Origin of the sequence: Marinobacter arenosus, from assembly GCF_019264345.1 — a bacterium.
GTDB classification, from domain to species: Bacteria; Pseudomonadota; Gammaproteobacteria; order Pseudomonadales; family Oleiphilaceae; genus Marinobacter; species Marinobacter arenosus.
The window spans coordinates 1124312-1146179 of record NZ_JAHVAO010000001.1; the positions used below are offsets into that span (position 1 = coordinate 1124312).

24 protein-coding genes are annotated in these 21868 nt (G+C 58.0%); 9 read left to right on the top strand and 15 right to left on the bottom strand.

Going from position 1 to position 21868, the window contains the following annotated elements:
• Window positions 1-47: 47 nt before the first annotated feature.
• The 4 genes from KXD86_RS05115 to zapE form a co-directional block, all read right to left on the bottom strand.
• Window positions 48-1409 carry a DUF1329 domain-containing protein gene (locus tag KXD86_RS05115; RefSeq protein ID WP_218634982.1) on the bottom strand — a complete coding sequence of 454 codons (1362 nt, stop codon included), beginning with the start codon at window positions 1407-1409 and terminating at the stop codon, window positions 48-50.
• 34 nt (window positions 1410-1443) lie between these two features.
• Window positions 1444-3342, bottom strand: a complete 1899-nt coding sequence (locus KXD86_RS05120; RefSeq protein WP_218634983.1) for a DUF1302 domain-containing protein — start codon at window positions 3340-3342, stop codon at window positions 1444-1446.
• A gap of 366 nt (window positions 3343-3708) precedes the next feature.
• The gene (locus tag KXD86_RS05125) at window positions 3709-4893 is read right to left on the bottom strand and encodes a thiolase family protein (RefSeq protein ID WP_218634984.1); all 1185 of its coding nucleotides are present in this window, start codon (window positions 4891-4893) and stop codon (window positions 3709-3711) included.
• 54 nt (window positions 4894-4947) lie between these two features.
• Window positions 4948-6045, bottom strand: a complete 1098-nt coding sequence (zapE, locus tag KXD86_RS05130) for a cell division protein ZapE (RefSeq protein ID WP_228739468.1) — start codon at window positions 6043-6045, stop codon at window positions 4948-4950.
• 231 nt (window positions 6046-6276) lie between these two features.
• Here zapE and KXD86_RS05135 point away from each other — a divergent pair, with 231 nt between their 5' ends.
• Complete coding sequence (locus KXD86_RS05135) at window positions 6277-6708, top strand: Z-ring associated ZapG family protein (RefSeq protein WP_218634986.1); 432 nt, start codon at window positions 6277-6279, stop codon at window positions 6706-6708.
• Between the two features lie 4 nt (window positions 6709-6712).
• Here the strand turns inward: KXD86_RS05135 and KXD86_RS05140 are convergent, their stop codons facing one another.
• From KXD86_RS05140 to KXD86_RS05190, 11 genes are all read right to left on the bottom strand, one after another.
• On the bottom strand, window positions 6713-7456 hold the full coding sequence (locus KXD86_RS05140; protein WP_218634987.1) for a Nif3-like dinuclear metal center hexameric protein: 744 nt from the start codon (window positions 7454-7456) through the stop codon (window positions 6713-6715).
• 164 nt (window positions 7457-7620) lie between these two features.
• The gene (gene hisC, locus KXD86_RS05145) at window positions 7621-8673 is read right to left on the bottom strand and encodes a histidinol-phosphate transaminase (RefSeq protein WP_218634988.1); all 1053 of its coding nucleotides are present in this window, start codon (window positions 8671-8673) and stop codon (window positions 7621-7623) included.
• A gap of 35 nt (window positions 8674-8708) precedes the next feature.
• A complete protein-coding gene (gene hisD / locus KXD86_RS05150; RefSeq protein WP_218634989.1) occupies window positions 8709-10016 on the bottom strand; it encodes a histidinol dehydrogenase in 1308 nt (435 codons plus the stop codon).
• A gap of 83 nt (window positions 10017-10099) precedes the next feature.
• Window positions 10100-10747 carry an ATP phosphoribosyltransferase gene (gene hisG, locus KXD86_RS05155; RefSeq protein WP_218634990.1) on the bottom strand — a complete coding sequence of 216 codons (648 nt, stop codon included), beginning with the start codon at window positions 10745-10747 and terminating at the stop codon, window positions 10100-10102.
• Between the two features lie 29 nt (window positions 10748-10776).
• On the bottom strand, window positions 10777-12039 hold the full coding sequence (gene murA / locus KXD86_RS05160) for a UDP-N-acetylglucosamine 1-carboxyvinyltransferase (RefSeq protein ID WP_218634991.1): 1263 nt from the start codon (window positions 12037-12039) through the stop codon (window positions 10777-10779).
• A 28-nt stretch (window positions 12040-12067) separates the two neighbouring features.
• Complete coding sequence (locus KXD86_RS05165) at window positions 12068-12310, bottom strand: BolA family protein (protein ID WP_218634992.1); 243 nt, start codon at window positions 12308-12310, stop codon at window positions 12068-12070.
• Between the two features lie 112 nt (window positions 12311-12422).
• The gene (locus KXD86_RS05170; protein WP_218634993.1) at window positions 12423-12743 is read right to left on the bottom strand and encodes an STAS domain-containing protein; all 321 of its coding nucleotides are present in this window, start codon (window positions 12741-12743) and stop codon (window positions 12423-12425) included.
• Window positions 12740-13393 (bottom strand): MlaC/ttg2D family ABC transporter substrate-binding protein, encoded by a 654-nt coding sequence (locus KXD86_RS05175; protein WP_218634994.1) that lies wholly within the window; start codon window positions 13391-13393, stop codon window positions 12740-12742. The genes KXD86_RS05170 and KXD86_RS05175 overlap by 4 nt, the downstream gene beginning before the upstream one ends.
• A 35-nt stretch (window positions 13394-13428) precedes the next feature.
• The gene (gene mlaD / locus KXD86_RS05180) at window positions 13429-13878 is read right to left on the bottom strand and encodes an outer membrane lipid asymmetry maintenance protein MlaD (RefSeq protein WP_218634995.1); all 450 of its coding nucleotides are present in this window, start codon (window positions 13876-13878) and stop codon (window positions 13429-13431) included.
• Between the two features lie 35 nt (window positions 13879-13913).
• A complete protein-coding gene (mlaE, locus tag KXD86_RS05185; protein WP_218634996.1) occupies window positions 13914-14696 on the bottom strand; it encodes a lipid asymmetry maintenance ABC transporter permease subunit MlaE in 783 nt (260 codons plus the stop codon).
• Window positions 14693-15505, bottom strand: coding sequence for an ABC transporter ATP-binding protein (locus tag KXD86_RS05190; protein WP_218634997.1), 813 nt, complete (start codon window positions 15503-15505; stop codon window positions 14693-14695). The genes mlaE and KXD86_RS05190 overlap by 4 nt, the downstream gene beginning before the upstream one ends.
• Before the next feature lie 237 nt (window positions 15506-15742).
• On the opposite strand from KXD86_RS05190, the gene KXD86_RS05195 reads away from it, so the two are divergent.
• The 8 genes from KXD86_RS05195 (at window position 15743) to ptsN (ending at window position 21843) form a co-directional block, all read left to right on the top strand.
• Window positions 15743-16723, top strand: a complete 981-nt coding sequence (locus tag KXD86_RS05195) for a KpsF/GutQ family sugar-phosphate isomerase (protein ID WP_218634998.1) — start codon at window positions 15743-15745, stop codon at window positions 16721-16723.
• Window positions 16723-17292: a KdsC family phosphatase gene (locus KXD86_RS05200; RefSeq protein WP_218634999.1), complete on the top strand. Its 570-nt coding sequence runs from the start codon at window positions 16723-16725 to the stop codon at window positions 17290-17292. The genes KXD86_RS05195 and KXD86_RS05200 overlap by 1 nt, the downstream gene beginning before the upstream one ends.
• A complete protein-coding gene (lptC, locus tag KXD86_RS05205; protein ID WP_218635000.1) occupies window positions 17289-17939 on the top strand; it encodes an LPS export ABC transporter periplasmic protein LptC in 651 nt (216 codons plus the stop codon). Before KXD86_RS05200 ends, lptC begins: the two co-directional genes overlap by 4 nt.
• Window positions 17923-18480 carry a lipopolysaccharide transport periplasmic protein LptA gene (gene lptA / locus KXD86_RS05210; protein ID WP_218635001.1) on the top strand — a complete coding sequence of 186 codons (558 nt, stop codon included), beginning with the start codon at window positions 17923-17925 and terminating at the stop codon, window positions 18478-18480. The genes lptC and lptA overlap by 17 nt, the downstream gene beginning before the upstream one ends.
• Window positions 18458-19183, top strand: a complete 726-nt coding sequence (lptB, locus tag KXD86_RS05215) for an LPS export ABC transporter ATP-binding protein (RefSeq protein WP_218635002.1) — start codon at window positions 18458-18460, stop codon at window positions 19181-19183. The genes lptA and lptB overlap by 23 nt, the downstream gene beginning before the upstream one ends.
• Before the next feature lie 158 nt (window positions 19184-19341).
• Window positions 19342-20865 carry an RNA polymerase factor sigma-54 gene (locus tag KXD86_RS05220; RefSeq protein WP_228739322.1) on the top strand — a complete coding sequence of 508 codons (1524 nt, stop codon included), beginning with the start codon at window positions 19342-19344 and terminating at the stop codon, window positions 20863-20865.
• 112 nt (window positions 20866-20977) lie between these two features.
• Window positions 20978-21286 (top strand): ribosome hibernation promoting factor, encoded by a 309-nt coding sequence (hpf, locus tag KXD86_RS05225; protein ID WP_203300215.1) that lies wholly within the window; start codon window positions 20978-20980, stop codon window positions 21284-21286.
• A gap of 86 nt (window positions 21287-21372) precedes the next feature.
• Window positions 21373-21843: a PTS IIA-like nitrogen regulatory protein PtsN gene (ptsN, locus tag KXD86_RS05230; protein WP_218635004.1), complete on the top strand. Its 471-nt coding sequence runs from the start codon at window positions 21373-21375 to the stop codon at window positions 21841-21843.
• Window positions 21844-21868 lie beyond the last annotated feature (25 nt).

The following is a 21868-nucleotide window of genomic DNA, read 5'->3' on the forward strand; positions in this document are numbered from 1 at the left end:
CAAAAACGGCGGGCTCTGGGCCCGCCGTTTCAACACATTTTTGACGCTTAACGCGTACCCGCGCGACGGAGAGCCGCCGGCGTGTAATCCCGAGACTGGCGCTCAGCACCAAACTCGTACGGATTCTCTTCTTCGTTGGTCAAGCCAAGCGCCAGGTAACGACCGGACAGAAGGTCGTACAGCACTTCGATGGCATACCAGGGCACGTCCTGATCGTAGAACTGCATGGCGTGCGCTTCGGCCACACGCCACAGCTCACCGCGTCCGTCGTAATGATCAATGACGGATGCCTGCCAGGTATCTTCATCGATAAAGAAGTCCCGCTGGGCATAGATATGACGCTCGCCTTCTTTCAGCGTCGCACGAACGTGCCATACGCGGTGCAGCTCATAGCGCGTCAGATCCTGGTTGATGTGACCGGCCTTGATGATCTGGTCATAGCTCAGGCTCGGGTCAACCAGCTGGTAGGAGTTGTAGGGAATGTACATCTCCTTCTTGCCAACCAGTTCCCAGTTGTATCGATCCGGCGCACCGTTGTACATGTCGAAGTTATCGGAAGTACGCATGCCGTCAGCTGCGGTACCCGGTCCATCGTAGGCTACCTGAGGTGCCCGACGAACTCGACGCTGGCCAGCGTTGTAGACCCACGCGCGACGAGGCTCCGCAACCTGGTCGATGGTTTCGTGAACCAGAAGGACGTTACCCGCAAGACGGGCCGGACCGGTAATCGCCTGTTTGAAATAGAACAGAACGTTCGGGTCTTCGCCCGGCTCGAAATCCTGAAGCGCCGTACGCCAGGTGAACTCGTCCTGGAACTTGACCACCGAGAAGTCACCACCCTCAGTGGGGGTCACCTGACCGACGTTCCGGGCGACAGAACCACCACGATAGCGAGTGATGTGGTTCCAGATTGCCTCAAGCCCGTTCTGGGGGATCGGGAACGGTGTGGCTTCGGTGTAGTTACCCAGACCGTTACCATTTTTGATCAGCTCGACCTCAGTCGCATTCTCAATGGTCTGGTCGTTGATCTCTTTCGGATAGGTGGCCGTCCGATGGGTCTCATAGACCGGCATGAAGTAATCGTCGTAACGCTTGATCATCGCAATCTGGCCCGCAGACAGGTTGTCCGCGTACTGATCCACGTTGCTCTGATCGATCACGAACTTGGGCTCCTCGTCCGCAAACGGGTCCACGTAACGACCGTCGCCCTTGTAGGCGGCAGGCGGCGTGCTCAGACCACCGTCCCATGCCGGGATCGCGCCACCGTTGCCGGCCTTCTCCGCACCGATCGGAGTCAGAGAATTGCCCAGCTTGGCTGCTTCTTCGGCAGAAACCGCACCATAGGCCTGGCCTGCAAACACACTTGCAGCCAGTACGCCCGTGGCCAGTAGTTTCTTGTTTAGTTTCATTTATAGTACCTCGTCAAACGAATTCGTTCCGGTATCAGAATGAGTAGGAAACACTCACGGTTGCGAAATCACGGTCAGTTAACTCGTTATACGGCTTTCCGCCGAAAAAGTTTGTGTAACCGATATTACCGGTGATCTTGTTCTGATAAATCGCTTCCAGGGAGAGGCCAACCGCTTTGCTGCCCTCGTTGAACGCGCCGCCCGGTTGAGGGCTGTAACCCTGTACATCATGAGACCAGGCCAGCTGTGGACGCAGGTTTACACCTGCAAATACGTTGGGGTAATCCCAAACGAAGCGCGCACGGTAACCCCAGGAGAAGTCCGTAGTGAAGCCTTCGTTGTTACAGTAGTTGATGTTGATATTGGCACCGGCCTGACAGAAATCGCCAGTGAAGTTCTCACCAACAACCGGCAGGGTTCCGATGCCGTAGGTGCCCGAACGGCCGTAACGCGCTTCGTCGTATTCCGGCAGGTCATGGATGTAAGTCGCACCGAATTCCGTGATGAAGGACAGTCGGCTGGCCCCCATAACCTGGTCGAAGAACTTGATCAGGGTGAACTGTGCCTGAGACACATTAAAGCGGTCATAACCCGCAACCGCCTTGCCCGCGAGGTTGGCGCCACCGCTCTCTTCAAGACGCTGGGCTTCCAGCTTACTCAGAACTTCGCCGTTGGGGCCGCGCTGCTGGAGACCACCGTAGATCAGCTCGAAGGCGTTCCACTGCAGCGGCACGTTGTCACGGAAGCTGTATTCTGCGCCCAATGACCAGCCACTCACGGTGGTGTTGATACTGACGCCGTACAGGTTGATGTTCTCCGGGTACTCAATGAAGTAGCTCGGGAAGGTTGCGGACGGCAATGAGGGATCATTCGCCTGAGTCGCACTCGGACTGGACGGGTTGTTGACCAGACCGCTGACGTACGGCAGACGGCTGTTGTACTTGATGTAGTAAAAACCAAGTTCTGAGTCGTTCAGGGCTGGCACGTACCAGCGCATGGCCACACCGAACTGGTCTTTGGAATCGGCTTCCTCGTCACCAAGACGCGGTGCGATGAAGCCCTGGGCGAACGCCTGGGAATCAGGCAACTGACCGGCCAGAAGCACCGGACCACAGCCGTCAGCGGCAAAGTCGTTGGTGGAGAAGAAGGTGCCGCAGTCATCCGGTTTTACCGGTTCCCAGTCGGCCTGAACAAAGGTTTCCAGGGTGATGTTCTCGGTCACACCTGCGGAGGCGTAGAACATTTCCACTGGCAGCAGGGCATCTTTCAGCTCGGCACCGGGAGCACGGAACGCTGGCACGTCCACGGGGTTGATCACGTTGATGCCGCCCTGGATGAACGTGCTTTCACCCCAGCTCAACACCTGACGACCGTAACGCAGGCTGACCGGGACGTTTCCGAAGTACCAGTCTGAGAAGACGTAGGCGTCGAGCAACTCGCCGCCAGAGGCGTTATCCTTGGCCTGTTGGTTCAGTTCACGCTGCTGGCCAACGAAATCAACGGCACGACTCTCGTCTTTGAGTTCGAAATCGTACCAGTACCGGCCACGAAGCAGACCACCAACGCGCGTAAGCACATCGCTGTCGACGTTGTAGTTCAGGAACAGTTCACTGTTGCCCTTGACGATCTTCGAGTAGGTATCGCCCTTCTCAAAGTTCAGGTTACCGTCGTCGTAGTTGTTGGTAGAGGCACCGATGTTCTGCAGCTCACCACCTGGAGCGTATTCTGGCCCGAGGTTACCCTGGGCAATCAGTCGCTTGTCGCGATCTTCCAGTCGCCAACCAGCACCCGCTGACAGCGTGGTGTTGAACTGGGCTTCGACATCCCCCATGTAGAATGAGTAAGCGGCGGCCTGGCCGGACATTCCGGCGGCTACTGCCACGGCCAGCGGTAATTTGGTCCAACGCTGCCATTGCTGAGTTTTTCTTGTCATTGGAAGGCTACTCCATTGTTGTTCTGAGTCGCTGCTCTGATTATTGGTGTTCACGATGTATTGGAGGCTTCATGCACAGTGCTCGTGATGTTGGCACTATAGCTAACGCTGTCGAGCGCTTTGATCAGTCAAAAGTATGATTTTGCCCTAACACCCCATTAACCAGCGGGTTTCCTCGCACCGCTTCACTATAGACAACTATTTTGGATGCAACCACTTTGGTTTGATGGGATTTTCCTGAACACAGCCGGATCCACGCGCGGGTCTGTGCGAGGGATTCTACGAAAGGGAATAAAGCAAGGGGAACCGTTGAAAAAGGATGTGAGTGGCCCGGGCTAACCTCGCCCGAGCCACTCAGACTGCAAGTTACAGCAATTCAATCGCCATGGCGGTTGCCTCACCACCACCGATACACAGGGCGGCAATGCCCTTCTTCTTGCCGTAGCGCTGCAATGCGTACATCAGCGTAACCAGCAAACGGGAGCCGGTAGAGCCAACCGGGTGCCCCTGGGCACAGGCACCGCCGTGCACATTCACTTTCTCCGGATCGAGACCCAGCTCGCGGATCGGCATCATGGCAACCATCGCAAAGGCCTCGTTGATCTCGAACAGGTCAACCTCTTCCTTCGACCACCCGGTCTTGCCAAGGAGGGTTTCGATGGCGCCAACCGGAGCGCAGGTGAACTCAGAGGGATGCTGGGACTGGGTACTGTGGCCCACAATTCGTGCCAACGGCTTGAGGCCACGCTTCTCGGCCTCGGATTCCCGCATGAGTACCAGCGCAGAAGCCCCGTCGGAGATGGAAGAGGCATTGGCAGCGGTGACCGTGCCATCCTTGCTGAAGGCCGGGCGCAACGTCGGGATTTTCTCAATGTTGGCGTTGAAGGGCTGCTCATCATCCTCGACCACCGTATCACCCTTGCGCGATTTAACCGTCACGGGAATGATCTCGTCCTTCAGCAGGCCTTCCTTGATCGCGCGCTGGGCCCGTTTCAGGGAGTTGATGGCGTACTCGTCCATGTCTTCCCGGGTGTACCCTTTCTTGTCCGCCATTTCCTGGGCGAAAGCGCCCATCAGACGGCCGGTTTCGGCGTCTTCCAGACCATCCAGGAACATGTGATCCTGAGCTGTGTCGCCAGGTCCCATGCGATACCCCTTGCGGGCGGTGGGCAGGATGTAAGGCGCATTGGACATACTCTCCATGCCACCGGCCACCATGATGTCGTTGCTGCCTGCCTTGATCAGATCATGGGCAAACATGGCAGCCTTCATGCCGGAGCCACACAGCTTGTTGATCGTGGTGGCGCCGGTATGATCCGGAAGACCGGCCTTGCGCATAGCCTGACGTGCCGGACCCTGCTTCAGGCCGGCAGGCAGCACGTTACCCATGATCACTTCCTGCACGTCTGCAGGCTGGAGGCCGGCGCGCTTGACCGCTTCCGCGATGGTAATGGCGCCAAGTTCGGGCGCGCTGACCGCTGAAAGGCTGCCCTGGAACCCGCCCATCGGGGTTCGGACACCACTGACAATCACTACGTTATCGTTGCTCATACAAAGATCTCTCTGTCATTTACATTGGAACGGGTATTGGCTTTGTCGTTGTTATCAGGGCTTGTGAGGCGCCTCAAGGTACTCACGGGATTGCATTTCCAGCAGTCGGGATTCGGTGCGCTCGAACTCGAAGCCCAGGCGACCACCGGAATAAAGTTCGGTAATCGGGGCAGCCGCCGACATGATCACCTTGACGTTGCGGTCGTAGAATTCGTCAACCATATTGATGAACCGCCGCGCCTGATCATCCTTTTCGCCGCCCAGAATCGGCACATTGCTGATGATGATGGCGTGGAACTGACGGGCCAGCTCGATGTAGTCATTCTGACTTCGGGGGCCATCGCAGACATCCTTGAAATCAAACCAGACCACGTCGTCCGCGTGCGCTTGGGCAGGAATCTTCCGGCCGTTAATTTCCATGCTCTTGCTGTGCTTACCGGCCTCGACCGCCAAGGCATCAAAGCTGGTCCTGAGGCTGACATCCGCCGCCGCATCAAGCGGGGAATGAAACAGCTCGGCCTGCTCCAGCGTTCTCAGGCGATAGTCGACACCGCCATCGACGTTGACAACATCCGTGTGTTTTTTGACCAGCGCGATTGCCGGCAGAAACCGAGCCCGCTGCAGGCCATCTTTGTACAGGCCATCCGGAACAATGTTGGAGGTGCATACGAGCGTCACACCACGGCCGAAAAGACCGTCCATCAGGGTTGCCAGAATCATGGCATCGCCAATGTCAGACACGAAAAACTCGTCGAAACAGATAACCCGGGCTTCGTCCGCAAATTTCTTTGACACCAGATCAAGCGGATTCTTCTCACCTTTCAGCGACTTGAGCTCATTGTGGACACGCTGCATGAATCGATGAAAATGCACTCGCATCTTGCGATCGAACGGTAACGACTCGTAGAACGTATCCATGAGGTAGGTTTTGCCACGACCAACGCCACCCCAGAAGTACAAGCCTTTAATTGGCTCTTCCTTGCCTTTCTTCAGTTTTCGGCGCAGCTTGGCCATTGCGCCTTTGCGTTCACTTTCCGCCTCAACCAGTTTGTCGTACAGTGACTGAAGACGCCTGACGGCATCCTCCTGCGCCGGATCCTTCTGAAATTCCGGGCGTTCAAGATCCTTCTGGTAACGTTCCCAAGGGGTCAAGTTCACACTGACGTCTGCGGACATAACTTCTGTCATTGAGGAGTTCCCGGAAGTTGGTCGTAAAAATTTGGGCGCCGTATTGTCGCGCATTTCGCGATTTTTCGCCACGCCGGGCATTTCTGAAGCAATACGACGATTGGCGCAGGACACAATCATGGGCTGATCGCTCTTCGGGCGTTATACTCGGAAGAGGTGCGAGGCTAAATTCCAGGTAAAAGGACGACACAGCATATGACAAACCTGATTCTGGCAGCGATTGCCGCATTGATTGTGGGCATCGTCATCGGGGTACTTGTTGGCCGCTCTGGGCAGGGAACCACGCTTAGACAGCGTCGGGCGGAACAGCAGATCGAAGAACTGAGAAGCGAATACACCCGCTACCAGGCCCAGGTGAACGAGCATTTCATGGAGTCGGCCCACCTGCTGCGTCGCTTCAATGACGCCTACCGTGACGTCAACCAGCACATGGCGCGCGGTGCGAACCGGCTCTGCAATGATGAGGAATGGATGGAGGAGCTGGCTCAGGAAACCTCCCGGAAACGCCTCGAGGAAGTCAGCGACGACGGCGTCGAACCGCCGCGCGACTACGCCCCTAAAACCGATCCGGATGCCTCAGGCACGCTGGCGGAAGGTTTCGGCCTCCCCAAGAAAGAGAAGGCCTGATCAATCAGACCGGGTTGTCGCAGTCAATGAATTGATGCGTCAACCCGAATTCTTGGGCTAACGCCTTGCCAAGCGCCTGCACGCCGTAACGTTCGGTCGCATGATGCCCCGCCGCGTAGTAATGGATGCCACACTCACGGGCTGTGTGCGTCGTAGGCTCTGAAATCTCACCACTGATGTAAGCGTCCAGCCCGGCATCAAGTGCGATTCCAATGAACCCCTGGGCTGCGCCCGTGCACCAGCCTACCCGCTTGATCGCAGGCTTGCCGTTTCCGACCCGAAGCGGCGAACGGCCCAGCTTCGCCGCAATGACCCCATCAAAACTCTCCGGGTCCATCGCTTCCGGGAGTTCGCCCTCCCAGACCAGGCCGCCCAGCGGCCGTGGGTTTTCAATGCCCAGCACATCCGCCAACTGGCGATTGTTGCCGTAAACCGGATGGTCATCCAGCGGAAGGTGGTGCGCGACCAGATTGATGTCATGATCCAGCAGTTGCTTCAGACGATCACGTTTCATGCCCCGGATACGCTGATCCTCACCCTTCCAGAAATAGCCGTGGTGGACAAGAATCATGTCTGCGTTCGCTTCAATCGCCGCGTCAATGAGCGCTCGCGACGCGGTAACGCCGCTGATTATTGTCCGGACGTCGTCTTTGCCCTCGACCTGCAGGCCGTTTGGGCAATAGTCCTGGAAGTTGTCCGGCTCAAGCCACTCGTCGATTACGCGAAGAATATCATTACGGTTGGCCATAATTTCTCCTTTACTGACTTTCCCTGAGAGGTCAGCCGGCAGGGCCGGGATGACCGTGCGGGAATGTTGGAGGCCAAGGATGGCCGGAAACAAGCGCACATGGACGTGCTCGTAGCGGTTCCCGGACGGTCATCCCGGCTCTGCCGATCCACCCAGAAGAAAGGCTAGAGTGATTGAAGCCCCCTGATCAGAGCATCGTTCTGCTCAGGAGTTCCAATCGTGATCCGCAGGAACTCGCTGATTCTAGGCTTACTGAAGTGGCGAACAATGATGCCCTGCTCTCTCAGGCCCTGAGCAAGGACCTCACCGGACTGAGACGCATGACGGGCAAAGACAAAGTTTGCTTTTGAAGGAAGCACCTCAAAGCCAAGCTCCTCAAGCGCGCCGGTCAGACGCTCACGCTCGGCAACCACGCCATTGCAGCATTTCTGGAACCAGGCCTCATCTTCATAGGCGGCTTTCGCGCCAGCGAGCGCCAGCCGATCCAGCGGGTAACTGTTGAAGCTGTTCTTGACCCGGTTCAGGGCTTCAATCAGGTCCGGGTGACCAATCGCAAAGCCGACACGCAACCCGGCCAGCGAACGGGCCTTGGACAACGTCTGTGACACCAACAGGTTGGGATAGGCGTCAACCAGTGCGATGGCGCTTTCCCCACCGAAATCGATGTAGGCCTCATCCACCACCACGACCCGCTCAGGGTTGGCCCTCAGAATCTCCTCCACTTTGGCCAGTTCCAGGTATCGTCCGGTTGGCGCGTTCGGGTTCGGGAAAATAACCCCACCGTTGGGTTGCTTGTAATCATCGGGGTCGATTTCAAAAGTATCCGTAAGCGGAACTTTCTTGCCCTCGATGTCATACAGACCGCAGTAGACCGGATAAAAGCTGTAGGTCACATCTGGAAACAGAACCGGTTCACCATGCTGGAACAGGCCGTAAAAAATGTGGGCAAGAACCTCATCCGAGCCGTTTCCGAGGAAAACCTGCTCGGGCTTGACCTGGTGATAACCGGCAATGGTTTGGCGAAGGCTTTCGCCCTCCGGATCCGGGTATAGGCGGAGATTGTCGTTCAACTCTGCCTGAATGGCCTCAAGCACGCGCGGTGACGGGCCGAACGGGTTCTCATTGGTGTTCAGCTTGACCAGATTGGCCATTTTAGGCTGCTCACCTGGCACATACGGAACCAGGTCGTTGACCTTGGGACTCCAAAACTTACTCATGGAATGCAGACTCCGGGGCGATAAATGGCGTGCGCTCAGTCGTTGATACGATACTCGGCCGACCGGGCATGAGCAGTCAGCCCTTCACCTCTGGCCAGGACAGAAGCTACCCGGCCCATGCGGTCGGCACCGGCGGCACTGAAGCCGATGATCGACGAGCGCTTCTGAAAGTCGTAAACGCCCAGGGGCGAAGAAAATCGTGCCGTCCCGCTGGTCGGCAGAACGTGGTTCGGCCCCGCACAATAGTCACCCAGTGCCTCCGCCGTGAATCGACCCATGAAGATGGCTCCGGCGTGGCGGATTTCTTCCACCAGCGCTTCCGGGTTCTCAACCGAAAGCTCCAGGTGCTCCGGCGCAATGCGATTCGAGACCGCCGCCGCCTCACTCAAATCAGCGACTTCAATCAGGGCCGCCCGACTGCCCATGGACTCCGCGATAATTTCGGAACGCTCCATGGTCGGCAGCAACTTGTTGACGCTGGCCTGGACTGCATCGAGAAATGCCGCATCCGGACTGATCAGGATCGACTGGGCCTGCTCGTCGTGCTCCGCCTGGGAGAACAGATCCATGGCGATCCAGTCCGGGTCAGTCTGGCCATCGCAGATCACCAGGATTTCAGACGGGCCGGCAATCATATCGATACCGACGGTACCGAAGACCTCACGTTTCGCCGTGGCAACAAAAATGTTGCCCGGCCCTACGATTTTGTCGACGGCAGGAATGGTTTCCGTGCCATAGGCCAACGCGCCCACCGCCTGGGCGCCACCGACGGTAAACACCCGGTCAACACCCGCAATCGCAGCGGCGGCCAGAACCATGTCGTTCACCACCCCATCCGGCGTCGGAACCACCATGACCACCTCGCTGACACCGGCAACCTTGGCGGGAATTGCATTCATCAGCACCGATGAAGGATAGGCCGCCTTGCCACCTGGCACATACAGTCCTGCCCGGTCCAGCGGTGTCACTTTCTGGCCAAGCACGGTGCCATCTTCATCCTCGTACTGCCACGACGGCTGGTTCTGGCGCTCGTGATAGTCGCGTATACGGTCGGCCGCCTTCTCCAGTGCGATGCGTTGGTCCTGGGGGATCGCGTCAAGCGCCTTTTGCAGGCGCCCCTGATCCATTTCCAGCTCGGCAACACCATCAACCTTGAGACGATCGAACTTCTCGGTAAATTCCAGCACCGCAGCGTCTCCGCGGGTTTTCACTTCACGCAGGATGTGACGAACCGATTCATTCACCTGATGATCAACGCTGTCATCCCAGGCCAACAGCTTGGCCAGCGCACTGTCGAAGTCACGCTGGGAGGCATTCAATCGTTTGATGTTGATATCGGTCATCTATCAAATCCTTCAAGGAATTTATGACGTACTCGGGTTGATTTCCGGAATGGGCCCGAAGACGTGGTCGGACAAGGCGCTTCTTACTCCGAAGTGCGCCGCCGATCCACAGCCGCGGACATCTTTTCAATTATGGGGTTTATCTTTTCGTGTTTCATCTTCATAGACGCACGGTTCACCACCAGCCGGCTGCTGATGTGCTCAATCAGCTCTCGTGCCTCAAGGCCGTTGGCCTTGAGGGTGTTGCCGGTGTCCACGATATCGACGATCTCATCCGCCAGGCCAAGAATCGGCGCCAGCTCCATCGCACCGTACAGCTTGATGATATCGGCCTGGCGCCCCTGCGCCGAGTAATAGCGACGAGCCAGATTCACGAACTTGGTCGCCACCTTGATGCGCCCGGCCGGCGGCGCCTGGTCCTTGGGCCCGGCGGTCATCAGGCGGCAGCGGGAGATGTTCAGATCGAGCGGCTCGTACAGTCCCTCGCCGCCATGCTCCATCAACACATCCTTGCCGGTGACGCCCAGGTCAGCGCCGCCGTACTGAACGTAAGTCGGCACATCGGTGGCCCGGATGATCAGCACCCGAACATTGGGATCCGTCGTTGGAAACACCAGCTTGCGGGATTTCTTGACGTCGTCGACCAGCTCAATGCCGGCCTCCGCCAGCAGCGGCAGGGTCTCTTCGAGGATTCGCCCCTTCGACAATGCGATGGTGATGGAATCTGTCATGCGTACTTCCGGTTTCCCTTTGGTCTCTGTCACGCCGGCAGGCGTCGAATGCTGGCACCCAGCAGCTGCAGTTTTTCTTCGATGCACTCGTAACCGCGATCAATGTGATAGATCCGGTCTACAATGGTGTCGCCATCAGCAACCAGACCGGCGATCACCAGACTCGCCGAAGCCCGCAGATCGGTCGCCATCACCGGCGCTCCCGCCAGATGGTCAACACCCTTGATGATCGCGGCATTGCCCTCGAGAGTAATATCCGCACCCATGCGGATCAGTTCCTGCAAGTGCATGAAGCGATTTTCAAACACCGTTTCGACGATGGTACCGGTGCCCTCGGCAACGGCGTTCATAGCCGCAAACTGCGCCTGCATGTCCGTCGGGAACGCAGGATAAGGTGCCGTGCGAAGGCTGACCGCCTTCGGCCGCTTGCCCTTCATATCCAGCTCAATCCAGTCCGGTCCGGTGGTGATGTGGGCACCCGCCTCCGTCAGCTTGAGCAGAACCGCCTCAAGCAGGTCCTCGCGGGTATCCTTGAGCTTGACCCGGCCACCCGTTGCGGCAGCGGCAACCAGGTAGGTTCCGGTCTCCACGCGGTCCGGCAGGACATTGTAATGACACCCATGCAGTCGCTCGACACCGTTGATCTCAATGGTCGCCGTGCCATGCCCTTTGATATCCGCGCCCATGGCGATCAGACACTCCGCCAGGTCGACAACTTCCGGCTCACGCGCAGCGTTTTCCAGAATGGTTTTACCCTCGGCGAGGGCAGCTGCCATCATCAGGTTTTCGGTGCCGGTCACGGTGACCGTATCCAGGAAAATATGAGCACCCTTGAGGCGCCCATTGGTCTTGGCCTTGATGTAGCCATTTTCCACCTTGATATCCGCGCCCATCATTTCCAGGCCATGAATATGAAGGTTTACCGGGCGGCTGCCGATGGCACAGCCACCGGGCAGGGAGACCTCAGCCTCACCAAAATGCGCCACCAAGGGCCCCAGCACCAGAATGGATGCACGCATGGTTTTCACCAGCTCATAGGGGGCGTGAAAATGCTTGATGGTGTTGGCGTGAATTTCCACGCTCATCTTCTCGTCGATCATCAATTCCACACCCATGCGGCCAAGCAGCTCAATCATGGTGGTGACGTCGTGAAGATGCGGCAGGTTACCGACGGTGACCGGCTCATCGGCCAGCAGCGTGGCTGCCAGAATCGGCAGGGCTGCGTTTTTGGCACCGGAAATTCGGATCTCGCCATCCAGGGGCTTTCGCCCCCCGATCAAAAGTTTGTCCACTGTAATTGTCCTGTCTTGTGTGGGCGAATCAGCCCTGGCGCTCGGCCCATTCAGCCGGCGTGAAAGCTTTCGGATGCAGTGCGTGAATCGTTCCATCCATGACTTGCTGGAACAGCGCCTTGTTGATCAGCTGCTGCCGCTTGATCGTCGACAGTCCCTCGAAAACGTCACCCACCACGACAACCAGATAATGGGTACCATCTACCTGTACCTGAACTTCGCAGCCGGGCAATGCTTCTTCGACCAGCGCCGTGACTTCGGTGGCGTCCATAAAAAATCCTCGGGTGTTAGAAATCAGGGGCGAGATTGTAACCAATTCCGGACTCCGGGTCAGCTTTACCATCCGGTAACCGGAGACTCGAAACGCTTTATTGAAGGGTAAATCAGGCAGAACCGGACCGGAAGCCGGCCAGTTGCTCATCGAGATTGCTCAGGGCGGCGAGTGACGCCAGGCGCTCACTCACGCCCCGGTAGGAAAGGGAAATGCCGCGCTGGTTAGCCAGACGTTGCCAGCAAAGCAACAGGGACAGCACCACGCTGTGGGCTGTCTGGAGGCTCCCGAGGTCAACAACCAGGTCCACACTCACCGTCTGGAGGAGCTTTTCTCCCTGCTGGCGCAAGGCCACAACGGAGTCGGCATCGACCTCGCCGCTGACGGTGAGCACGCTGTCGATCATCTCAACCCGGGGCGCCGGTGTTGTCATGAATTATCAACTTCCTGCTCAAGCTTCAGGGATTCGACCGCATCACCCCAACCGTCAATGACCGCCTGGACCTGACCGCGATTCGCTTCCATCTCCTGCGCAAATCGATCCCGGAAGGCCAAACCAATGTTTACGCCTTCGACGATGACGTTCTCCATCATCCAGTTGCCGCCGTCCGCCTTGTACATGGAATAGGTAACGGGGTACCGGTTACCGGAGGCACTGGTCACCTCCATCTGCACCGAAGCACGGCCATCGTCCTGCGGATTGATCACCGCTTCTTTCACCTGAATACTGAAGTCTTCCGCATCCACCAGGGCCTGGGCGTAACTGTCAAACAGGCTCCGCTTGAACTTGACGACAAATTCGTCACGCTGCTCGGGCGTGGTCTGACGCGCATATCGCCCCATCACTCGCGCAGCAATCCGGCGGAAGTCGACAAACCCCTCCAGAGATTCATCCATGCTGGCGTAGAAAGCCTCAGGATCGCTCTCGTAAAGACCTCGCTCCTGATTGAGCTTATCAACCAGGCGCTGGGTGTTCTCATCCACATACTGCCGCAGGTCCTCAGAAGCCCCTGCCTTGGCAGGCCCGACGAGGAAAGTCGCGAGCGCCAGGATCAGGAAAAGGCGGTGTTTAACTGCAAGCATCAGAATCTCCTTTGAAATCGGTCCCTTCCAGCCAGTTAACGGCCGGATGCAAAGTTCCCTATCAGCCGTTCCAGGTTCATGGCTGACTGAGTGGAATAAAAGGTATCTCCGTCGGCGAGCGACTCCATGTCACCACCAACGGATATATCAATGTACTGTTCGCCGAGCAGTCCGGATGTACGTATTACTGCCGAACTGTCCGCCGGAATGTTGTCGATGTCGGAGCTGATGGACATGGTAACGCGCGCCTGGAAGGTATTCTTGTCCAGACTGATGGACTCGATGGTGCCCACCGTTACCCCGGCCATGGACACGCGACCACGGGGCGTAAGGCCGCCGGTATCATTGAAGTTCGCGTACACCCGGTAGGTGTCTTCCGCCGACTTGGGCGACAGGCCGCTGACCTGCAAGGCGAGGAACAGCAGCGCCGCCAGACCTGCGATCATGAAAAACCCGACGATAATCTCTGTGGTTCGCTGTGTCATTACCGGCTCCCGGTACTTATCCGTTAATCGTTATGTCAGAAATCGCCAAACATGACGGCGGTCAGCACAAAATCCAGACCGAGCACGGCCAGGGAAGAATAAACAACGGTTTTGGTGGTGGCGGCACTGATCCCGGCCGATGTCGGCACGCAGTCATACCCCTGGTAGACCGCGATCCACGTGCACACAAAGCCGAACACCACGCTTTTGATCACGCCGTTCATCACGTCTTCGGCGAAATCCACGGACGACTGCATGTTACCCCAGAAGGAGCCTTCAAAAACGCCGAGCCAGTCCACGCCAACGAGCATGCCACCCCAGATGCCGACCGCGGAAAAGATGACGGCCAGCAGCGGCATCGCAATGAAACCGGCCCATAGGCGCGGTGCGATGACCCGCCGCAAGGGATCAACCCCCATCATTTCCATGCTGGAAAGCTGTTCGGTTGCCTTCATCAGGCCAATCTCAGCGGTCAGCGCGGAGCCGGCCCGGCCCGCGAAAAGCAGGGCCGTAACCACAGGCCCCAGCTCGCGCACCAGCGTAAGCGCGATCATCTGGCCAATGGCCGCCTCGGAACCATAGTCACTCAGAATGGTGTAGCCCTGAAGCCCAAGCACCATTCCAATGAACAACCCCGACACGATGACAATGGCCAGCGACAACACACCGACGCCGTATAGCTGCTTAATGAGCAGCGGAAACCCCGTCGCCGGGCGCGGCACGCCGAACAGCACTCCGGCCAGGAACCGTCCGGAGCGACCGAAAGACGAAACGATCGTCAGCCCCAGGTGACCCAGTGCGACTACCCGGTCAATCAAGACACACCTCCCGTCAGGCCATAGTCCGTCGCGGCCTCGGTTGCCGGGTAATGAAAGGGCACCGGGCCATCTGGCTGCCCCTTCAGGAATTGCTGAACCTGCTCTGACGGATGCGCCATAAGCTCTTCGGGCGTGCCCTGGCCGATGATTTTGCCGTCCGCGATAATGCAGGCGAAATGGCAGATGCTCAGCGACTCCGGCACATCGTGGGAGACCAGCACACTGGTCAGCCCCATGGAGCTGTTCAGGTCCCGGATCAGCTTGACCAGCACCCCCATGGCGATGGGATCCTGTCCGGCAAACGGCTCGTCGTACATAATCAGGTCGGGATCCAGCGCAATGCTGCGCGCCAGTGCCACCCGCCGCGTCATACCACCGGACAGTTCGGACGGCATCAGGTGTCGGGCACCCCGAAGACCAACCGCTTCCAGCTTCATCAGGACGATGTCGTGAATCATATCCTCCGGCAGCGAACTGTGGACCCGCAGCGGAAACGCAACGTTCTCGAACACGCTGAGGTCGGTGAACAGAGCACCGCTCTGGAACAGCATGCCGATCCTCTCACGCAGCGCATAGAGGTCTGAACGCTTCAGCCGTGGCACCTCATGACCATCCAGCACAACACTGCCGGAATCCGGTCGAAGCTGGCCACCGATCAGTCGCAGGAGCGTGGTCTTGCCGGTTCCACTGGGCCCCATGATCGCAGTAATCTTGCCGCGGGGAATATCCAGAGTGACGCCATCGAAAATGCGGCGACCGGAACGGGAGAAAACAACGTCCTTGAGTGAAATGTATGCGGGTGAACCCATAATCCTTACCTTTCGAGGAGCGGCTACATTATTCCAAGGAGCCTCCAAGCTCAATCCATCAAACGCAAAATCTATTGAAAGGCTTGATCAATTTGCCTGAACTTTCTGTAACTCCACAGCGTCTGCAATCGAAAATGATATACTCCGCTGTAACTTGAACGGCTGTCCCGCCAATGGGGATTCAGCCCGACCATGATAGTTTACGAGACCACCCAAGCAGACCAGGCCCCTATCCCGATGACTGAACAGAGCGCAAAGGATTTCCGCACTTCCGCGATCCAGGCCATTCGTATCGAGCGCGAAGCCATTGATGCCCTGGAAGCGCGCATTGATCACCATTTTATCAAAGCCTGCGAGGTCATCATGGCCTGCAAGGGACGGGTGGTCGTCACCGGCATGGGCAAATCCGGCCACATCGGCAACAAGATTGCCGCGACACTGGCCAGCACCGGCACCCCATCGTTTTTCGTCCACCCTGGCGAGGCCAGTCACGGGGATCTCGGCATGATCACCAGTCAGGACGTGGTCATTGCCATTTCCAACAGCGGCAACACCAGTGAAGTGGTTACCATTCTGCCCCTGATCAAGCGCATGGGCGCCCCCCTGATCAGCATGACCGGCAATGCAGACTCCACCCTTGCCCGGGAAGCCGTGGCCAACCTTGATGTCAGCGTTCAAACCGAAGCCTGCCCGCTGGGACTGGCGCCCACTTCCAGCACCACCGCGACGCTGGTGATGGGCGATGCGCTAGCGGTTGCGCTGCTTGAGGCCCGGGGATTCAGTTCCGAAGATTTCGCACTCTCCCACCCCGGCGGCAGCCTCGGGCGGCGCCTGCTACTTCGCGTCTCCGACATCATGCACACCGGCAACCGGATTCCGAGAGTCCCCGAAGGCACACCGTTGAGCGGAGCTCTGCTGGAAATTTCGCAGAAGGGGCTGGGCATGACCACCGTGGTGGACGCAGCCGGCAAACTGACCGGCGTGTTCACCGACGGAGACCTGCGCCGCACCCTCGATAAGAACGTCGATGTTCACGTCACGCCGATTGAACAGGTCATGACCCACAACGGCAAAACCATCCAGGCCGACCACCTGGCGGCCGAAGCACTGAACATCATGGAAGAAATGAAGATTAACGCCCTGCCCGTCACCGACGACCAGGGAGAATTGGTCGGCGCCATCAACATGCACGACCTGCTTCGGGCGGGAGTGATCTGATGGCCATCCACAGCAGCCCATTGCGGACCAACTGGTCCGGCGCACTCCTGGAAAAAGCCGCCCGCATTCGCCTGATCGCCCTCGACGTGGACGGCATCATGAGCGACGGCAAACTCTATTTCAGCGCCAGCGGCGACGAATTGAAGGCCTTCAATATCCTGGATGGCCTGGGCCTGAAGCAACTGATGGCGGCCGGCATTACCGTGGCGGTGATTACCGGGCGCCAATCACCGCTGACCGAGAAGCGCATGCGGGACCTCGGCATCCCACACCTGATGCAGGGACGGGAAGACAAGCGAGTCGCCCTTCAGGAACTGGTCAGCACCCTGAACATTGCGCCCGAAGCCATCGCCTACATGGGGGATGACCTGCCTGACCTGCCCGCGATCCGCTACGCCGGCCTTGGCATTACGGTTCCCAACGGTTATTGGCTGGTGCGGGAACACGCCCACTACTGCACGCAGGCCACGGGCGGCAATGGGGCTGTCCGTGAGGCATGCGACATGTTGCTGACCGCACAGGGCAGGCTTGATAATGCCCTGGCGAAATACCTGGAGCCCGAAGCATGAGCGACGCCTCTCCCGGCGAGAATGAGACCGTTGAGGTCGAAGAGAAAAGCGGCCTGTTTTCCACGCTCACGCTGGAACATCGTCCCTGGTTGCGATCTCTGGCCCTGGGCGGCACCATCGCGGCGACCGTATTCCTGATGTGGCGCAGCGACGAACCGCCCATGGTGTCGGATGAAGCGTCGGTTCTTCGGGGTGAAACCGAGCCGGACGGTTTCGTGATCAACGGCAGCTACACCTCCTATGATGAGGACGGCAACCTGAAAATCCAGTTCACCAGCCCGCGGATCGAACAGTTCGAAGAGGGCAATGTCGCCACGATGAAAGCGCCACGGGCGACACTGTTTGGCCAGCCGGACACTCCTCCATGGATTGTCGAGGCGGAGAACGGCAGCTTGCTGCAGAATGAAGGCATTCTCTATTTGACCGATCATGTGCGGGTCGTCCGAACCGTCGGTGAGCGGGAAGCCACCCTGACGACCACGACCCTGACGCTGGACAATGACCTTGGCACGGTCTACACCGACGCTCCGGTCACCATTACCGACAAAATTGGCGTTACCCGGGCCAAAGGCATGAGAGCCTGGATCGACGAACGCATTCTCGAACTCAATTCCCAGGTGGAAGGACGCTATGAGACTGGCAAATAACCGACTTCGAACGCTGCTGGCGATAACACTTGCCCTGACCCTCTCCGGGCCCGCCGGCGCGTTCAGCCTGGATTCGGAGTTGCCGATCACGGTGAGCGCGGACAACGCCCGACTGGACGACGCCAAGGGCATCGCCACCTACACCGGTGATGTCGAACTGGTTCAAGGCAGGACTCGGCTCACGGCGGAACGGGTTGTACTCTATCGCAACGTGGATGGCCTGAGCAGGGTCGAAGCCTCTGGCCAGCCCGCCCGATACCAGCAACCCACCCGCAACGGCGAAGGCGAAACCGATGCCAGGGCTCTGAACATCACCTGGAGTGCCGACGAGAACCGACTGACTTTTGAACGGGAAGCAATCATTGAGCAGAATGGAAACCTGTTCCGAGGTGATGTCATTCATTATGATACCGTCCGTCGGGTGGTAACCGCCGAAGGCGGCACCAAGACCGAAACCGGCGGTGGCCGTGTCGAGATGATCATTCAGCCACGCAGTACCAGCAGCACACAGGGATCCGATGGCAGTTCTGAGAGCCAGTAACCTGGCGAAAAGCTACAAGCACAAAAAAGTGGTTCTGGATGTCTCCCTGGAGATCCGCAGCGGCGAGATCGTCGGGCTTCTGGGCCCCAACGGTGCCGGCAAGACCACCTGTTTCTACATGATCGTTGGGCTGGTGCCGGCTGATCGCGGCCGCATCACCATCGATAGCCAGGACGTCACGCCACTGCCCATGCACGGGCGCGCCCGAAAGGGGATCGGCTACCTGCCACAGGAAGCCTCGGTGTTCCGCAAACTGACGGTTCGCGACAACCTGATGGCAATCCTCGAAACCCGCAAAGGCCTGAGTCGGGCCGACCGGGACAGGAGACTGGAGGAGCTGCTCGAGGAATTCCACATTAGCCACATCCGCGACAGCATGGGAATGGCGCTCTCTGGCGGGGAACGCCGGCGTGTCGAAATTGCCCGGGCCCTGGCCATGGAGCCGGCCTTTATTTTGCTGGACGAACCCTTTGCCGGCGTTGATCCCATCTCGGTGAGCGATATCAAGCACATCATCCGTCACCTTCGGGATAAGGGCATCGGCGTACTGATCACTGATCACAATGTGCGGGAGACCCTGGACATCTGTGAAACGGCGTACATTGTGTCGGGGGGCCACATCATTGCATCCGGCAACTCGGAAGCGATTCTCGCGAACCAGCAAGTCAAAGAGGTTTACCTCGGTAATGAATTCCGACTGTGAACAACGCTGTCTGATTGTGTTGAAGAACCCGAGCAAGTAAACTCGGCAAAGAACTTGCTAGGCTGTTTTCAGACAGAGGCAAGTAACCGGCACGCAACAATTTTTTTGAACTAACGGTAAAGCAGAGCCTGATGAGTGACGGATCCTGAACCATGGTTATGAAAGCCTCTTTACAGTTAAAGCTGGGTCAAAGCCTGACCATGACGCCCCAGCTGCAACAGGCGATCCGGCTACTACAGCTATCCACCCTTGATCTGCAGCAGGAAATCCAGCAAGCCCTGGAATCCAATCCGATGCTGGAAACCTCTGAGGACGACGACCAGGCCGAAGCCGCGTCCAGCGAAGACACCAGCCACGAAGAACAAGCCGCGGACACGGCGGCGGATTCAGGCTCGGAGACCAGTACAGACTGGGATGAGTCGGAGAATGGTCCGGACTGGGCCTCTGAAAACGAGATTCCCGACAACATTCCCGACGATCTTCCCGTCGATACCGCTTGGGACGACATCTATCAGTCCGCCCCTGCCCCCGCCGCCCGCAACGACGACGAAAACGATCACGACTTCGAAACCCGTAACTCGCCGAGTGAAACGCTGCAGGACCACCTTGAGTGGCAGCTGAACCTGACCCCGCTGAGCGAGCGCGACCAGGCCATTGCCCACGCCCTGATGGATGCAGTCGACGAACGGGGCTACCTGACCAGTCCGCTGGACGAAATCCACGCCGGCCTGTTGGATGAAACCGAGGAAGACCCGCTTGAACTGGACGAAGTGGAGGCCGTTCTGCACCGGCTTCAGCATTTCGACCCACCCGGAGTGTTTGCCCGGGACCTGCAGGAATGCCTGCTTATCCAGCTGAACCAGCTGCCGCCGGCGACACCCTGGCTGGCCCAGGCCCGGCTCGTTATCACCCACTACATCAATCTGCTCGGCAACCGTGACTACGCCCAGTTACTGCGTCGCAGCCGACTCAAGGAAGACCAGCTCCGGGAAGTCCTGGCCCTGATTACCGGGCTGAATCCGCGGCCGGGGGATGTGATTGATCGCGCCGAACCCGATTACGTGATCCCCGATGTCATCGTCCGCAAACACAGCGGCAGATGGCGGGTCGAGCTAAATCCTGAAATTGCACCACGCATCCGCGTCAATGCGAGCTATGCTTCTCTTATAAGGCGAGCCGACAGCAGCGCCGATAACACCTACCTCCGGGATCAACTCCAGGAAGCCAAATGGTTTATCAAGAGCCTGCAAAGCCGCAACGAAACCCTGTTGAAAGTGGCGACGCGCATCGTCGAGCACCAGCAAGGCTTTCTGGATCAGGGCGAAGAAGCCATGAAACCGCTGATCCTTTCAGACATAGCGCAGGCGGTAGAAATGCACGAATCGACGATTTCCCGGGTTACCACGCAGAAGTACATGCACACGCCACGGGGAATATTCGAGCTCAAGTACTTTTTCTCCAGCCACGTAAGTACCGATGAAGGCGGGGAATGTTCATCAACAGCCATCCGTGCAATGATCAAGAAGCTGATCGCGGCCGAGACGCCGAAAAAGCCGTTGAGTGACAGTAAAATTGCAGCCATGCTAGGGGAACAGGGCATCAAGGTGGCCCGTCGAACCGTCGCCAAGTACCGGGAAGCGATGCATATTCCACCCTCTAACGAGCGAAAAAGACTGGTTTAGGAGAGCACTGGCAAGAACAGCGCTCCCCCTGAGCCAAACTTTGCCGGCGCAGTGTGCGCCAGCCCTCAGCCCGGCCTTTTGGGGACCGGCATGATGACAACAGGAGACGCCTATGCAACTCAACATTTCAGGCCATCACGTAGAACTGACTCCCGCACTGAAGGATTACGTCTCAGAAAAATTCGAGAAACTTGAGCGCCACTTTGACCACATAAGTAACTGCCAGGTTACCCTGCAGGTGGAAAAGGTGCGTCAGATGGCGGAAGCAACGTTGCACGTGGTTGGTGGTGATATTCACGCAAAGGCTGAAAACGAGGATATGTACGCAGCGATCGACGGGCTGATCGACAAACTGGACCGACAGATCCTCAAGCACAAGGAAAAGAACGTAGACCGGATGCACGGAAACGGCTCTCGTTAACCGCCCGTTTTCAAGCATGTCATCTCATCGCGCTGCGGCATGGAGAACCTGCCGCAGCCTTTTTTTAACGGAATTGCAGTCGATTCATGAGCGACACATCCCTGACCATAGACAACATCCTTGCACCGGAGCTGACCCTGTGCCGGGTACCGGCATCAAGCAAGAAGCGGGTGCTGGAATTCATTGCCGATCAGATCCACCGGCACGACGATTCGCTCAGTGAGACCCAGATCTTCAACAACCTGGTGTCCCGGGAGCGGCTTGGCAGCACCGGTATCGGCCAGGGTATTGCCATACCCCACTGCCGGCTGGAGGGACTCGATCATGTGGTGGGCGTTCTGCTAACCCTTGAGGAAAGCATCGATTTCGACGCCATTGATAACCAGCCCGTGGATCTGGTGTTTGCCCTTGTGGTGCCCAAAGAGGCCACCAGCGAGCACCTGGAACTGCTCAGTCAGCTGGCGGAGAAGTTCAACGAGCGGGCGTTCTGCGATGGACTTCGGCAGTGCGATGACGCCGCCGCTCTGTACAAGCGAATGACGACGGCGTCCGAGTGACATCCCAGAGAGTGGAGACAGCGTT